The sequence below is a fragment of the Streptomyces sp. NPDC059255 genome, assembly GCF_042752355.1.
In the GTDB taxonomy this organism is placed as follows: domain Bacteria; phylum Actinomycetota; class Actinomycetes; order Streptomycetales; family Streptomycetaceae; genus Streptomyces.
Window position 1 is genome coordinate 66,214 of record NZ_JBHYZP010000011.1, and the last position, 13,947, is coordinate 80,160.

General features: G+C 72.4%; 14 protein-coding genes. 7 read left to right on the top strand and 7 right to left on the bottom strand.

All coding sequences use genetic code 11. The features are described 5' to 3' along the window. Positions 1 to 2: 2 nt before the first annotated feature. The 3 genes from ACFXKG_RS15890 to ACFXKG_RS15900 all read right to left on the bottom strand — a co-directional run bounded on the left by ACFXKG_RS15890 (position 3) and on the right by ACFXKG_RS15900 (position 2,592). Positions 3 to 872 (bottom strand): ABC transporter permease, encoded by an 870-nt coding sequence (locus tag ACFXKG_RS15890; protein WP_384838191.1) that lies wholly within the window; start codon positions 870 to 872, stop codon positions 3 to 5. Further along, positions 869 to 2,014 carry an ATP-binding cassette domain-containing protein gene (locus ACFXKG_RS15895; protein WP_384838194.1) on the bottom strand — a complete coding sequence of 382 codons (1,146 nt, stop codon included), beginning with the start codon at positions 2,012 to 2,014 and terminating at the stop codon, positions 869 to 871. Before ACFXKG_RS15895 ends, ACFXKG_RS15890 begins: the two co-directional genes overlap by 4 nt. A gap of 80 nt (positions 2,015 to 2,094) precedes the next feature. Next, positions 2,095 to 2,592 (bottom strand): hypothetical protein, encoded by a 498-nt coding sequence (locus tag ACFXKG_RS15900; protein ID WP_384838197.1) that lies wholly within the window; start codon positions 2,590 to 2,592, stop codon positions 2,095 to 2,097. Between the two features lie 178 nt (positions 2,593 to 2,770). Between ACFXKG_RS15900 and ACFXKG_RS15905 the strand changes: the two genes are divergently transcribed. From ACFXKG_RS15905 to ACFXKG_RS15920, 4 genes are all read left to right on the top strand, one after another. Beyond that, a complete protein-coding gene (locus ACFXKG_RS15905) occupies positions 2,771 to 3,856 on the top strand; it encodes a hypothetical protein (protein WP_384838200.1) in 1,086 nt (361 codons plus the stop codon). Positions 3,857 to 4,102: 246 nt separating this feature from the next. Continuing rightward, a complete protein-coding gene (locus tag ACFXKG_RS15910) occupies positions 4,103 to 4,459 on the top strand; it encodes a hypothetical protein (protein ID WP_384838203.1) in 357 nt (118 codons plus the stop codon). Positions 4,460 to 4,614: 155 nt separating this feature from the next. After that, complete coding sequence (locus ACFXKG_RS15915) at positions 4,615 to 5,757, top strand: endonuclease/exonuclease/phosphatase family protein (RefSeq protein WP_384838206.1); 1,143 nt, start codon at positions 4,615 to 4,617, stop codon at positions 5,755 to 5,757. Positions 5,758 to 5,816: 59 nt separating this feature from the next. Then, positions 5,817 to 7,937, top strand: coding sequence for an FUSC family protein (locus tag ACFXKG_RS15920; RefSeq protein WP_384838209.1), 2,121 nt, complete (start codon positions 5,817 to 5,819; stop codon positions 7,935 to 7,937). Here the strand turns inward: ACFXKG_RS15920 and ACFXKG_RS15925 are convergent. The 3 genes from ACFXKG_RS15925 to ACFXKG_RS15935 all read right to left on the bottom strand — a co-directional run bounded on the left by ACFXKG_RS15925 (position 7,918) and on the right by ACFXKG_RS15935 (position 9,938). Beyond that, entirely contained in the window at positions 7,918 to 8,394 is a 477-nt protein-coding gene (locus ACFXKG_RS15925) for an ATP-binding protein (protein WP_384838212.1), read from the bottom strand. The genes ACFXKG_RS15920 and ACFXKG_RS15925 overlap by 20 nt on opposite strands. 135 nt (positions 8,395 to 8,529) lie before the next feature. After that, complete coding sequence (locus ACFXKG_RS15930; protein ID WP_384838216.1) at positions 8,530 to 9,327, bottom strand: maleylpyruvate isomerase family mycothiol-dependent enzyme; 798 nt, start codon at positions 9,325 to 9,327, stop codon at positions 8,530 to 8,532. A 95-nt stretch (positions 9,328 to 9,422) separates the two neighbouring features. After that, positions 9,423 to 9,938: a YceI family protein gene (locus ACFXKG_RS15935; protein WP_384838219.1), complete on the bottom strand. Its 516-nt coding sequence runs from the start codon at positions 9,936 to 9,938 to the stop codon at positions 9,423 to 9,425. 153 nt (positions 9,939 to 10,091) lie between these two features. On the opposite strand from ACFXKG_RS15935, the gene ACFXKG_RS15940 reads away from it, so the two are divergent. Beyond that, positions 10,092 to 10,589, top strand: a complete 498-nt coding sequence (locus tag ACFXKG_RS15940; RefSeq protein ID WP_384838222.1) for a MarR family winged helix-turn-helix transcriptional regulator — start codon at positions 10,092 to 10,094, stop codon at positions 10,587 to 10,589. Between the two features lie 142 nt (positions 10,590 to 10,731). Here the strand turns inward: ACFXKG_RS15940 and ACFXKG_RS15945 are convergent, their stop codons facing one another. Beyond that, complete coding sequence (locus ACFXKG_RS15945) at positions 10,732 to 11,649, bottom strand: class I SAM-dependent methyltransferase (protein WP_384838475.1); 918 nt, start codon at positions 11,647 to 11,649, stop codon at positions 10,732 to 10,734. A gap of 206 nt (positions 11,650 to 11,855) precedes the next feature. Here ACFXKG_RS15945 and ACFXKG_RS15950 point away from each other — a divergent pair, with 206 nt between their 5' ends. After that, positions 11,856 to 12,689: a M55 family metallopeptidase gene (locus ACFXKG_RS15950; protein WP_384838224.1), complete on the top strand. Its 834-nt coding sequence runs from the start codon at positions 11,856 to 11,858 to the stop codon at positions 12,687 to 12,689. A 109-nt stretch (positions 12,690 to 12,798) separates the two neighbouring features. Then, positions 12,799 to 13,926, top strand: a complete 1,128-nt coding sequence (locus ACFXKG_RS15955; RefSeq protein ID WP_384838227.1) for a nucleotide disphospho-sugar-binding domain-containing protein — start codon at positions 12,799 to 12,801, stop codon at positions 13,924 to 13,926. Positions 13,927 to 13,947 lie beyond the last annotated feature (21 nt).

The following is a 13,947-nucleotide window of genomic DNA, read 5'->3' on the forward strand; positions in this document are numbered from 1 at the left end:
TGTCATCTTCGGTTGTAGAAGCGCATCGTGACCGTACCGAACGCGATCAGCAGGACCGCCGACCAGCCCAGCGACCAGGCGATGGCGGCCGTCGGCCAGTTGCCCGCCATCAGTTCCCGCACCGCTGTGGCCACATGGCTGACCGGGCTGTTGTTGACGAACGCCTGGAGCCAGCCCGGCATGGTCTTCGGGTCGACGAAGACATTGCTCAGGAAGGTCAGCGGGAAGATCACCATCATGCTGACGCCCATCACGGACTTCTCGCTGCGCAGCATCAGCCCGAACATCGTCCAGACCCACGAGAACGAGAACGCGAAAACGAGCAGCAGCACCACGCCCGCCACGACCCCCGGCACGCCGCCCTGGGGGCGGTAACCGATGAGGATGCCGACGCCGAGCATGACGGCCGACGCGATCACATAGCGGACGACGTCGCCCAGGAGATAGCCGACCATCGGCGCCGGGCGCCAGATGGGGAGCGTGCGGAAGCGGTCGAAGACGCCCTTGCCGATGTCGGTGTTGACCGCGACGCCCGTGTACATCGTGACCATCACGACGCTCATCACCAGGATCCCCGGCAGCAGGAACTGGATGTACTCCGCGACCGAACCGGCCAGCGCACCGCCGAAGAGGTACGAGTACAGCAGCACCATCATGATCGGGAAGGCCGTGACGTCGAAGAGCTGCTCCGGCACGTGCTTGATCTTGAGCATGGTGCGCCAGCCGAAGGCCAGCGAGGCGGTGAGCCCACTGGGCCGGGCCGGCCGGTCCTGGTCGCCCAGCAGCTCTGCCAGGACCTCCGCCGTGGGGGACGCCTGCGCGGGATCCACGGAATCGGGCGCGTGCTGCGTCTTCGTGGCCCCGGTACTCATACCGCCGCCTCTTCCTTCGTCGCCGGGTCCACACTGTCCGCCGGTCTGTCCTCCTGCGGGCTGTCCTCCTGCGGGCTGTCCTCCTGCTGCCTGTCCTCCTGTTTGTCCGCCTGCCTGTCGTTCTGCCTGCTGTCCTGCCTGTTGTTCTGCCTTTTGTCCTGCCCGCTGTCCTGGTCTCGGGCCGGCTTTCTCTCGGTGAGGGCGAGGAACACCTCGTCCAGACTCGGCTGGCCCAGCGCGAAGTTGTCGACCGTGATCCCGGCGCGGGCCAGCTCCGCCAGCGCCCGCGCGGCCTGTTCCGCCGCGCCCCGCTCGGTGCTGTGGCCGTTGACCGTCGCCGTCAGCGCCACCGGGTCGGGGTCGAGCTGCACGGCCGTGTCGAGCGCGCGCGCCAGCACCCGCTCGGCCTCCGTCCGCTGCCCGGCGTCCCGCAGCCGCAGATGGACCGCCCCGGCACCGACCGACGCCTTCAGCTCGCCCTTCGTGCCCTCGGCGATCATCCGGCCGCGGTCGATCACCGCGATACGGGAGGCCAGCTGATCCGCCTCGTCCAGATACTGCGTCGTCAGCAGCACCGTCGTGCCGTGCGCGACGACGGCCCGCACGATGTCCCACACCTGATTGCGGCTGCGCGGGTCGAGACCGGTCGTCGGCTCGTCCAGGAAGAGCAGGTCCGGCGTGTTGAGGAGGGACGCGGCGATGTCGATACGGCGCCGCATCCCGCCCGAGTAGTGCTTGACCTGGCGTCCCGCCGCCTCCGCGAGGCCGAACGCCGCCAGCAGCCGCGCCGCCCGCTCGCGCGCCGCCCGGCCGGAATGGCCGAGGAGCCGGCCGAGCAGCACCAGGTTCTCCGTACCCGTCAGGTCTTCGTCGACCGACGCGTACTGACCCGTGAGACTCACCCGGCCGCGCACCGCGTCCGCGTCCTTCCGTACGTCCTTGCCGAAGACCCGCGCCTCGCCCCCGTCGGGCCGGAGCAGCGTCGCCAGCATCCTGACGAGGGTCGTCTTGCCCGCCCCGTTCGGCCCGAGGAGCCCGTAGACCGTGCCCGCCGGCACGGCGAGATCGACTCCGTCGACGGCCCGGTTCGCGCCGAAGACTTTCACCAGCTCTCTGGTCTCGATCGCCAGATCAGTGCTCATTACCGTTCCCTCACGCATTCGACAGTCCGCTTCGAGGGCGCCCCCTCACCACTCAGGCGCGAGACATGACCGCGCGGACCTCAGGGTTCTCGCGTGTAAAAGCTGTAGAACGTGGCGATGACCGTCCCGGCGCCGATCGCGAGGCCGATCCCCGAGGACAGCAGCACGCTGTGCCCGGTGAGGCTGTAGAGGAAGCCGATGGATCCGCCCACCAGCACCCCCCAGGCCGCGGCCCGCAGTTCGCGGGGCAGGACGTGCTGCACCCGGAGCAGCCCGAAGAGCAGCAGTGCGAAGGCCGCTCCCGAGATCAGCGCCAGGGCCAGCTGCCCCCAGGTCGCGGGGCCGCCGCTGCGCGCGATCTCCTGCGCGTAGGCGCCGTACGCGATGCCCAGGAGGAGCGGTACGCCGATGACGAGCGGGGAGACGCGCCCGCGGACACCCGCGTGCCGGCGTCGGTCGGGTGCGGCAGTGGTGGCGGATGTGGCAGTGGTGGCAGAGGTGTCATGCGTACGGTGCGCCCCTCGCGTGCGGAACGGCGCGCCACCGTGCCGCCCCGGCAGCCGGACAGGTGTGGCCATGACCGGGAACTCCTTCCCTCACACCCCCCGCACCCCCCACTTCTCCAGGGCACACCCGCCCGCCGTGCCCGTCAAGCCCGTTCCTCCCCTCTCGCGTCCTTTCGCTCCTCTTCCTCCCTCTCACCGGGTCGGCGGCGTACCGCTCGCGCCGCCCGGCCGCGCCACGTTCCCTTGAGATGTGCGGACCATTCACCGGACTTCCCTTTCCACGGCGCTGATCCTGCTGCTGACGGTCCTCACCCCGCTCAGCGCGATCGCCGCCTGGGCCGATCTGGAGATCGGCGACACCCACCGCTTCGTCGCGACAACCGCGCCGCTCGCCTCCGACCCCGCGGTACGGAACGCTCTGGCGGACCGGATCACGGACCAGGTCATGTCGGAGATCGCCAACGGCGGGTTCAATGTGGGGCCACTCCAGGACGACCTGCAACGCGCGATGCGCGGCCTGCTGCACGACGCCGTGCTCTCCTTCACCGAGGCCGGCGCCTTCAGGAACGCGTGGCGGACGGCCGTGCGCGCCACCCATTCCACCGTGGAACGGGCCCTGACCGAGGGGCGCGGCAACGCCGTGACCCTTGATCTGGCGCCTGTCGTCCGGCAGGTGAAGAGCCAACTGGTCGCGGACGGGGTGCCCTTCGCCGACCGGATCCCCGTGCAGGGCACCCGGATCGTCGTCGTGGAGGCCAACGGGCTCGGCGTCTGGCGCGATGTCACCGAGGGGCTGCGCGCCGCCGGGATCTGGCCCGCCGTGGGCACGTCGCTGCTCGCGGCGGCGGCCGTACCGCTCGCCGCGGCCGGCCGTCGGGGCCGGGCGCTGACGGGCGTCGGTCTGGCGGTCGCGGCGGGCGGGGCACTGCTGGTGGTGGTCGTCGCGGTGACGCGGGGGACCGTACTGCAGGATCTGCCGGACAACGGCGACCGGTCGGCCGGGGCCGCGTTCTACGACGCGCTGACCGGCTCGCTCCGGGGCACCGGCTGGGCCCTGCTGGCCGCCGGGCTCCTGCTGGCCCTGGCGGCGTGGCTGACGGGGCGACTGCGGCCGGCGGGACGGCTGCGTCGAGGCGTACGGACCGGCCCCGTCGACGGCCGGGGCAGCGGCCCCGTGGACGGCCCCACCGCCGCCCCGGGCACCGGCCCCGCCGACGGCACCGGCACCGGTCCTTCCACCGGCCCCTCAACGGGCCCCGGCGGCCCTCCCGACGGCCCCCGTGACGCCTGGCGCACTACCCGTCCCGAGGCCCGTCACGATGCCCGCCGCGCCTGACTTTACTAAATCTTTATGCCGATAACGCCCAGTCGAATGTCCCTTTTGTGGCGTTTGGAGCACCATGGGGATATGAGCCAGAACACAGCACAGCGGCCCCCCACCACGGGCATGGGCACAGGCACAGGTACTGGTACTGGAATGGGCATGGGAACCACCGGCGTAGGAACCGGAACCGGAGCCCATGCGGAAAGGAAGGCCGCTTGGGCAGTTGGCGGTAGCTTCTTCGCCGGCGTACTCCTGCTGGTGACCGGAGTGACAGACATTCTCCAGGGCATAGCGGCGGTCAGGAGGAACGCCTTCCTCAACGCCGCGGGCTACACCTACTCGTTCAACCTGACGTCGTGGGGCTGGATCCATGTGGCGATAGGCATCGTGCTCTGCCTCGTGGGTCTGGCGATCCTCGGGCGGGCCAGGTGGGCGCGGTACGCGGGTATAGGAATTGCGTCGCTGAATCTGATCGCGCAGTTCATGTATCTGCCGCACCAGCCGGTGTGGGCCATCGTCGGCATGGCACTGTCGGCGTTCATCATCTGGGCGCTGGCCACGGACCGAGGCGCTCTCGGCGCCGGAGCCGGAACCGGAGCGGGCGCCAGAACCTGACGGTTCGGCTCGCCGGAACAGAGAACCCCCCACCCATCTCGCGGGAGCAGCGGTCGTCATCGCTGTTCCCGCATTCACATGTGTGCTTCGTGCGTCCGTACGGCTTGAGGAAAGATGGACACCTCCAGCAGGCCGAGCGCGAGAGGCCAACCCCTTTGAGCGGCACGCACGACACGAGCGGCACGGACGCCACGGACGGCGAAACCAACAGCGCGGACGGCACGGACGGCACGAACCGCACGCCCCGTAAGGACCGTAAGGACCGTAAGGCCCCACCGGCACCGTCGGACACACCGTCACCGCCGGTCGCCCGTCCCCTCCCCCAGCGCCTGCTGGTCGGCGCCACCGGTCTGTTCCTTCTCGCCGCCACCGTCCTCCTCGGCTGCCGCGCACTCGGCAGCGACGGCGTCACCCCCGTACCGCAACTCCTCGCGTTCCTGCCCTGGCTGCTCGTCCCCGCCGCCCTCGCCCTGCTCCTCACCGCACTGCTGCGCTGGCGCGCCGGGGTGGTCTGGGCGCTGGTGGTGACCGGCGCCGTGGGTTGGTTCCTGCGGCCGTACGAAACAGGCACCGGCCCCGAAGTCAGGGCGGCGGGCGCCGTGTCCGGCTCCGGCGGCACCGCGCCGACCACGCTCAAGGTGCTGACGTCCAACGTCGAGTTCGGGCAGGCGGCGTCCGGCCTGGCCGACGCGATCCGACGCGAGAAGCCCGACCTCATATTCGTCCAGGAGTGCGAATTCGGCTGCACGCGCCTCCTCGACGAACGCATACCGGCCGCCGACTACCCGTACCGGAACATGGTCAGGGCCAGTGGCGCCGAAGGGTCCTCGATCCTGTCCCGCTTCCCGCTCACCGACACCGCGGGCCTCCCCGGCACCCTTGCCATGCCCGGCTCCGCGGCGCACATCGGGGACCGTACGGTGCAGCTCCAGCTCGCCCACCCGCTGCCGCCGATCCCGGGCATGGTCGACGACTGGCGGACGGAACTGGGCCGTATCCGTGACTACGCCGCCACGCAGAAGGCGGCCGGCGCGCCGCTGATCCTCGCCGGGGACTTCAACGCCACCCGCGACCACGCCGTGTTCCGCGCCCTCCTGGACGCGGGCCGGCTGCGCGACAGCGCGCTCCTGGCGGGCGCGGGCCACACCCCGTCCTGGCCCTCGGACGTGCCGCGGCCGCTGGGCGCCCAGATCGACCACGTACTGGTCAGCGACGACTTCTCGGTACGGAGCGCCCGCTTCCTGGACCTGGCGGACACCGACCACCGGTCACTGCTCGTCACCCTCGAACTGCACTGACCCTCGTACATCTCGTACGTCCCGCACGTCTCGCACATCTCGTACGTCACGCTGGCGTCATGGGAGAACATTCCGAGAGCAGTGTCCCGAGCGGCGCTTCCGGCGCCGGTCCGCCCTCGCCGCGCCGCCCCGCCGCGCCGCCGTGGCTGCTCGCGGGCCTGCGGCCCAGCTCCGCGCCCGTCCCCTGGGCCGCCGCCGCCCGCGCCTCCGTCGGCATGGCCGCGCCGCTCGCGGTGGGAATCGCCGCCGACCGGCCCGCCTATGGGGCGCTGGCCTCGCTGGGCGCCCTGTACGGCGTCATCGGCGACACCGCGGACGCGTACCGGATGCGTATCTTCAACATCGCGGTCCCCCAGCTCTTCGGCGCCGTCGGTGTCACGCTCGGCACGCTCGTCTTCGGCCGGGGCTGGTGGGCGGTGGGCGTCCTCACGCTGCTCGCGCTCGTCTCCGGAATGATCTCCTCCATCGGCGCGGTCGCCTCGTCCTCCGGGCTCCAGCTCCTTCTCTTCGCCGTGCTGGGCGCCGGCCTCGCGATGCCCGAGCCGTGGTGGGTGGCGCCGCTCCTGTTCACCCTGGGCGGGCTCTTCGTCCTTCTGCTGTCGCTGCTGGCCTGGCCGTTGCGCGGGCTGGAACCGGAACGGGCCGCCGTCGCCGGTACGTACCGCGCCGTGGCCGACCTCCTCGCGGTGGCGGGCCGTCAGCCGCCCGCGTCCGGCGCGCCGTACAACACGCACGGCACGCACGGGACATACGGCACGCACGGCACGTACGAGACGAGGCGTCAGGCCGTCACCGACGCCCTCAACAACGCCTACGACCTGGTCCTCGCCCGCCGCGCCCGCGAGCACGGCCGCTCGGAACCGCTCGTGCGGCTGCTCGCCCAGCTCAACGTCGTCATCCCGCTGGTGGAGGCCGCCCCCGCCGCCCATCAGCGCGGCCGTCCGCTGCCGGACGCGGTGCCCGCCGCCGTACGGGAGCTGGCGGACGCGGTGGCCGAAGGCCGTACGGACCGCGCGCGCTCCGCGCCGGAGCCCGCGCGGCCGGACCCGACGCGCCCCGGCGCCACCTCGGCCGAACGGGCCGTGGACGCCGCGCTCCGCCACGCCACGTCCGTCGTGCACCACGCCGAGCCCGACCCGGACAACGTCGACGACCGGCTCGGCCGCCCCGCCGCCCTGCGCGTCCGCGCCCGGCGCGCGACCCGTGACGTCCTGCTCTCCGGGGACTCCTGGCGGTACGGACTGCGCCTCGCCCTCTGCATCGGGCTCTCCCAGGCGCTGGTGTCCCTCATCCCGGTGCCGCGCTCGTACTGGGTGGCCCTCACCGTCACCTTCATCCTCAAGCCGGACTACGGTTCGGTCTTCTCCCGCGCGGTGCTGCGCGCCCTCGGCACGGTGGCGGGGCTGGTCGTCGCGGCGGTGATCCTCTCCCACGTCGCGCGCGGCTGGTGGGACGTGGCGGTGATGCTGGTCATCGCGGGGCTCGTGCCCGCGATGACGGTGAAGGGCTACGCCTTCCAGACGGCGGCCGTCACCCCCGTCATCCTGCTGCTCTCCGACCTCCTCAGCCACGAGGGGTCCGGGCTGCTGCTCACGCGCTTCGTCGACTCGATGATGGGGTGCGCGATCGCCCTGGTCGCGGGCTATCTGCTCTGGCCGGAGAGCTGGCACACCCGGATCGGGGACCGGCTGGCGGACGCGGTCGAGGAGACGGCGGAGTACGTACGGTGCGCGTTCGCCGCGGCGCCCGACGCCGACCGTGCGGAACGGGTGCGCACGCGCCGTCGTATCTACCGCGATCTCTCCGTCGTCCGCACCGAGTTCCAGCGCGCCCTGACGGAGCCCCCGCCCACCGGTACGCGCGCCAGGGCCTGGTGGCCGCTGCTCGTCGCCGTCGAACGCGTCGTGGACGCCACGACGGCGGCCCGGGTCCGCGTCGACCACGGCGCCCCGGCGCCCGCCCCCGCCGAGACCGCCGCGATCGAGCGCCAGTTGCGGGAAATGGCGGCCGGTATGCGCTCCAGCGACGTCCTGGTGGAGGTACGGGCGGAACTCGGCGGCGACGAGAAGGGCGTACTGGCCCCGCTGCGCCACGAGGTACGGGCGGCCCGCGCCATCGCCTCCCCGCAGCGCCGCACGGGCCTCGGCGGCACCACCGGGCTCACCGGTCGTGCGAGGTGACTCCCGGTACAAAGCCCCGCGTACCCCCGCCGGGCACCTTCAGCAGCGCCCAGACCCGCTTCCCGGGCCCCCTGCGCGGCGCCACGCCCCAGTCGTCGGCCAGCGCCGCGACCAGCGCGAGCCCCCGCCCGCACTCGTCGTCCGCACCCGGCACGCGCGGCCTCGGCAGACGGTCCCCCGCGTCCTCGACCTCCACCCGGAGCAGCCCCTCCGCGTGGTACAGGGTGACGGCGATCTCCCGGCCCGGCGGACTGCCGTGCCGCAGCGCGTTGGTGACCAGCTCGGACAGGAGCAGGGCCGCGGTCTCGCCCGGATCCCCGGGCAACCCGATCCGCGTGTGCAGGACTTCGCGGGCCCGGCCGACGCTACGGGGGTGACTGGGGAGCCGGAACGTGACGTATCGGCCCTGCGGATCGCGCTGTTCGTCGTCGTGCTTCATGGGGGCGTCGTGGTTCATGCGACAAAACTTCCCCGTAACAGGACATTTACGTTTTCCGGCCCGAATATCTCGGCCCGAAGTCCGCCGCCCGCCCGGAGCCGGGCTCCCCCTCGAAGTCCGCCGCCCGTCAGAAGTCCCGCCGCACGCCCGACGTCAGAACCCGGGGAAGACGCGCCGCAGGTCGTCCAGGGTGATCGCGTCGCCCGTGAGCACGACCGCGGCGGGGGTGTGGTCGGGGGCGTGCCGGCCGGTGACCGCGCGGAGCCACCACTCGGCCGGGGCGGTGAGGACACCGTCCGGCCGGTCGGGGGTGTCGCCGACCGTGGCGGCGTCGCCGAGTTCGAGGCCGAAGGAGCGGTCCGGGGAGGTGAGGCGGACGGCGAGCGCGACCTGACGGCCGTCGAGAGCGGCCGGCTTGGCGAGGAAACCGATGAGCGCGGCGGTCTGGTCGAGGAGCAGCCTGGTCGCCTCGGGCGCCAGCGCCGCCGTGGGGTCGAAGCCGACCCTGACGTCCCACGCGTGATGCGCGAACTCGCTGAGCCGCATGGTGGCCGCGGTGGCCACGTCGACCGGCGCGGGCAGGAAGCCCAGGTCGATACGGAGGTCCGCGCGGGCCTGCGCGTCCAGGCCCTCGTACCGCCGGACCAGGACCTCGTCGGCTTCGAGGAAGCGCTCGGCCCGCTCGGCGGGCGTCATCGCGTCCCAGCGCGCCCAGACGGAGCGGTTGAAGTCACCGTCGGGGCGCTCCGTGCCGTTCAGGGCGCTTTCGAGGACGGCGAGGTTGATCTCGGCGCCGCTGCCGAGATGGCTGAGCACCTGCGACACGTCCCATTCCGAGGCCCCGGTGGCGTGGGTGAGGTCGTCCGCGGTGAAGTCGCGCACGAGGGACGCCAGTTCGTCGTGTCCGGTACGCAGGGCCTTGATCGTCAGGTCGGCGCGGTCGGTCGTCATTGCTGTGGTCTCCGTCATCGGCGAGGCAGGTGGTCGGGAAGCAGGGCGTAAAGGAGGGGAGGAGAAGGGGGCAGGGGTAGGGGGTACGGGGCCGGTCACGCTACCGCGCGGGTGAAGCGGAGGGTGGCGTTGACGGCCGTCAGGCCGCGCATCATCCCCATCTGGTTCCACCCGATGCCGAACTGGGCGCGGTCGACGTCGAACTCGGTCTCCAGCGTGACCGCGCCGGCGTCCGCCCGTACGACCCGCGCGGTCAGCGTCTGGGGCCGGCTGACGCCGCGCACGGTGAGCTCGCCGGTCACCTGGACGGTGTCGTCGGGACGGAGCTCGGCGCCGTGGACGGCGAAGGTGAGGGCGGGGTGGTTGTCGGCGTCGAAGAAGTCGGCGTTGCGCAGGTGCTGGTCGCGCTTGGCGTGCTTGGTGTCGAGGGAGGCGGCGCCGAGCGTGACCGTGCCCTGGGCGGAAGCGCCGGCCCGGACCTCGCCCTCGCCGCTCACGGAGGTGAAGGTCCCCTTGACGTTGACCAGGCCCCACATCGTCTTCTGCTGTACGGCGACGACGGAGGCGGCCTGGTCGAGCCGCCACAGGCCGGTTTCGACGGCGACGGTCATGAGAGCGCTCCTTGCGGGGGACGGCATGCCGGAGGACGGCACGGGTCATCGGACGGGAAAAGTCATCCAAATTTGAACAACGCCACCGTAGCCCGTAATCCAAATATGAACAACCTACTCCTCCAAAATTGGACGACCGATAGAATGGGCCCCATGCCGGAACCCTCCGACCACCCAGCCGCACCCGAGTGCACCGCGCCCCGGGGGGACGCGCTGCTGCCGCCCGAGCTGCGCGCCTGGATGCACCTCCTGGCGGCGGCCGGCGTGGTCGAGCAGCGGCTGCGCTCGGACGTCAAGGAGGCCCTCGGGGTCTCGCACGACGAGTTCCTCGTGGTGTGCCTGCTCGCGGACCAGCCGGACGCCAGCCTCCGGATGACCCGGATCGCCGAACTCCTGGGCCGCCCGAAGACCCGGCTGACCTATCAGGTCGCCTGCCTCCAGCGTGCCGGGCTGGTCACCCGCCGGTCGGTCTCCTGCGACAAACGCGGCGTCGAGGTCGCCCTCACCGACAGGGCCCGCCGCGTCCTGGGCGAGGAGTTCCCGGCCCTGGCCGCCGCCGTCGTCCAGGCGCTCGCCGAGGACATCGACCCCACCCAGCGCGCCGCGCTCTGCGGGCTGCTGCCGCCCACCCGCGAAGAGGGCACCCCGTAACACCCTCAGCGGCGCCCGGACCGTCGCCGCGACGGCCCGGCGGTTTCGCTTCCCGCGCCGAAGTCGCTCACCTCGGCGAAAGGTGCGGAGGGGAAGCCAGGGAGGGCTAGGAGGGCTAGGAGGGCTAGGAGGGCTAGGAGGGCTAGGAGGGCTGGGAAGCCGGGGACGCCGGTTCGGCGGGACCCTTCCGCCAGACGCGGACCTCGGTGCTCGGCACGCGGCCGGAGAACCGGCCGGACGAGGAGGCCCGCCACAGCAGTCGGCGCAGGTCCGCCTCGAACGCGTCGCGACGGGCGCCGAACAGGTGCGGGGCCGAGAACGACATCGAGAAAACCCCCGCGACGGCGTCGTCCACCGTACGTTCCAGCGGCTGCCCGCCGGGCACGACATGGCGCTCGGGGCCGGTGAACCCCGCCCGCGCGAACACCGCCGCCTCTCCGCCGGGCGTCCCGTGCGGCAGCACCCCGCGGCCGGCCCGCCGGACCGGGCCCAGGTACTCCCTGACCAGTGCCCCGATCGCCGCGTCGGGCTCCGCCGGATACGGCACCCCGCTAACAGAGCTGACAGAGCTGACCGAGCCGACCGAGCCGACCGAGCCGACAGACTGGTCCGCCGACTTCAGGTCCGCGACGTGCACCAGCGCCCCGCCGGGAAGGAGCAGGTCCCGGATGATCGCGGCCACCCTGTCCTGATCCATCCAGTGGAAGGACTGACCGAACGTCGCGGCGGTGAACGTCCCGAGCCCCGGCGGCAGTTCCTCGGCCCGTGCCCGCACCCACCGCGTCCTGCCGGCCACGCCGGTCCCGGCCGCACCGCGCTCCGCCTCGGCGATCATCCCGGCGTCCGGGTCCACCCCGACGGTCTCGCGGAACGCGTGCGCCAGGCTCAGCGCGAGGGTGCCCGGTCCGCACCCCACGTCGATGAGGCGTCCGCGCCCGTCGAGGTCGAGCACATCGGCGAGCACGCCCGCCAGTCCGGGGGCGTACGGCGGTCTCCCGCGCCGGTAATAGGGCGCCGTGCCCAGGAACAGCGTCTCGTCCCACTCCCAGCCGGCCACCATGTCCGCGCACCACTCCTCGAAGAGATCACCCACCGGTCCGGCGGCCCGATGATTCCACGGCCCGCCCGGGCCCGCCGAACCCTTTTCACGGACGCCCGGACGCACGGACGCACGGACGCCCGGTCGGCCCGGAGACAGCCCGTCGCCACACCCGATCGCCCCAACCCGTGGGAGACAACTCACCTGACACCTAGGCTTCTTGAACTATGAAGGTGCTGATATCCGTTGACATGGAGGGCATCTCGGGGGTCGTACACCCCGCCGAGACGAATCCGGACCGCTACGACTACGAGCGCGGCCGGGCGTTGATGACGGCCGAGGCGAACGCCGTGATCGCCGGTGTCCTCGACGCCGAACCCACCGCCGTGGTGTGGGTCGCCGACGCGCACGGCCCGTACCGCAACCTGCTGCCGGAGGAACTCGACCGGCGGGCCCATCTCGTACGGGGCAAACCGCGCGCCCTGGGCATGCTCGGCGGGATCGACGAGGACACCGACGCGGTGCTGTTCATCGGCTACCACGCCCGCGCCGGCGTCGGGCCCGCCGTCCTCGCGCACACCATGAGCGGCGACATCCTCGACGTACGCGTCGCCGGACTCCCCCTGGGCGAGATCGGCCTCAACGCCGCCCTGGCCGGAACCCTGGGCGTGCCGGTCGTGCTCCTCAGCGGCGACGACACCGCCTGCGCCGAACTGCGCGAACTTCTGCCCACCGCGGTCACCGTCCCCGTCAAGCAGTCCCTCGGCCAGGCCGCCGCCGTCGCCCTGCACCCCGAGGAGGCCCGGGAGCGGCTGCGCCGCGCCGCCGCCGAGGCCGTCGCCCGGCGCGCGACGGTTCCGCCGCTGGCCCTGACCGGACCGTTCGACGTCGAGGTCGACCTCTACAGCCCGGTCTCGGTCGACCTGGCGACGCTCATCCCGGGCGTCTCACGCGCCGGCGGCGACGGGGGCCGCACGGTCACCTTCACGGTCGACGACTTCGCCGACGCCTATCGGCTGGTCCTCCTGCTCGTACAGCTCTCCTCCGTCAAACCCGGTTAGCGGTCCGCCGTTTCAGGTTGGATCGGATTACCAGGCACCACAGCGACAGTGAGGAACACAGATGCGAATACTCTTCAGCGCGACGCCGGCACACGGTCACCTCTTACCGATGGGCTCACTGATCCGTGCGGCAGTGGACCGCGGTCACCAGGTGGCCCTGCTGACCGGTGGGGGAATGGCTCAGGTGGTGGCGGAGGAACTGCCCCCGGCCGTGGAACTCCTGCCCGCCGGCCCCATGCCCGCGGAACTCCTCGCCGAGGCGACGCGGCGCGTGGGCAACGATGTCATGAACCCCTCGCCGGACGAGGTCGGCGAGATCTTCGCCGCGAGCAGGATCGACCTGACCGTCGAGGAAGCGGTGCCGGCCGTGTTCGGCTGGAAGCCGGACGTCGTCGTCGCCGAGGCGTACGACACCGTCGGCCCTCTCCTGGCGGCGATGCTGAACGTCGAGTGGTACGAGGTGGGCCTCGGGCCCGCCATGCCCGCCCCGTTCGCCGAGGCACTGGCCCGGGAGGCGGCTCCTCGCTATGCCGCGCGCGGGGCGCGGCCGGCGCCGCCGCGCAGTTACATCGACCCCTGCCCGCCGCTGCTCCAGGTACCCGAGTGGTCCAGCCCCGTCCGCCACTGGCCGATGCGCCCGGAGGCCCACCGCCGCCCCGGCAGCAGCTGGTCACCGCCGGCCTTCGCGGATCCGGCCAGGCCCCGAGTCCTCGTCACCCTCGGAACCATCTTCTCCGAGGCGGAGTTGCTCAACACGGTGGTGGAGGCCGTCACCTCGCAGAACACCAATGCCCTGGTCACCGTGGGCTTCGGCATCTCGCAGGGCCTGAAGACCGGAACGGGGCCGGCGGACGGTGCCGGCGGCGGTCCGGTGAACGGGGCGGGCGAGGCGCTGTACGTCCCCTTCGCGCCGATCCACGATCTGCTCGACGGCGCGGACGCGGTGGTCGGCGTCGGCGGCTCGGGCACCGTCCTGGCGGCCCTCAGCCACGGGGTGCCCATGGTCCTCTGGCCGCAGGGCGCCGACCAGCCGTTCACCGCCGCGCGCACGGAGGCCGCGGGCGTCTCGCTCGTCGCGGACAGCGCCGCGACGGTGGCCTCGTCCCTGTCGGAACTGCTGGCCGACGGCCGGTACCGCACCGCCGCGCGGGACGCGGCGGACCGGATCGCCGCGATGCCGAGCCCCGGCGACGTACTGGACGCGCTCGTGGCGGAAGCCGCCGCGAACGTCCGCTGACCCGGAGGACCGGAGACCTGG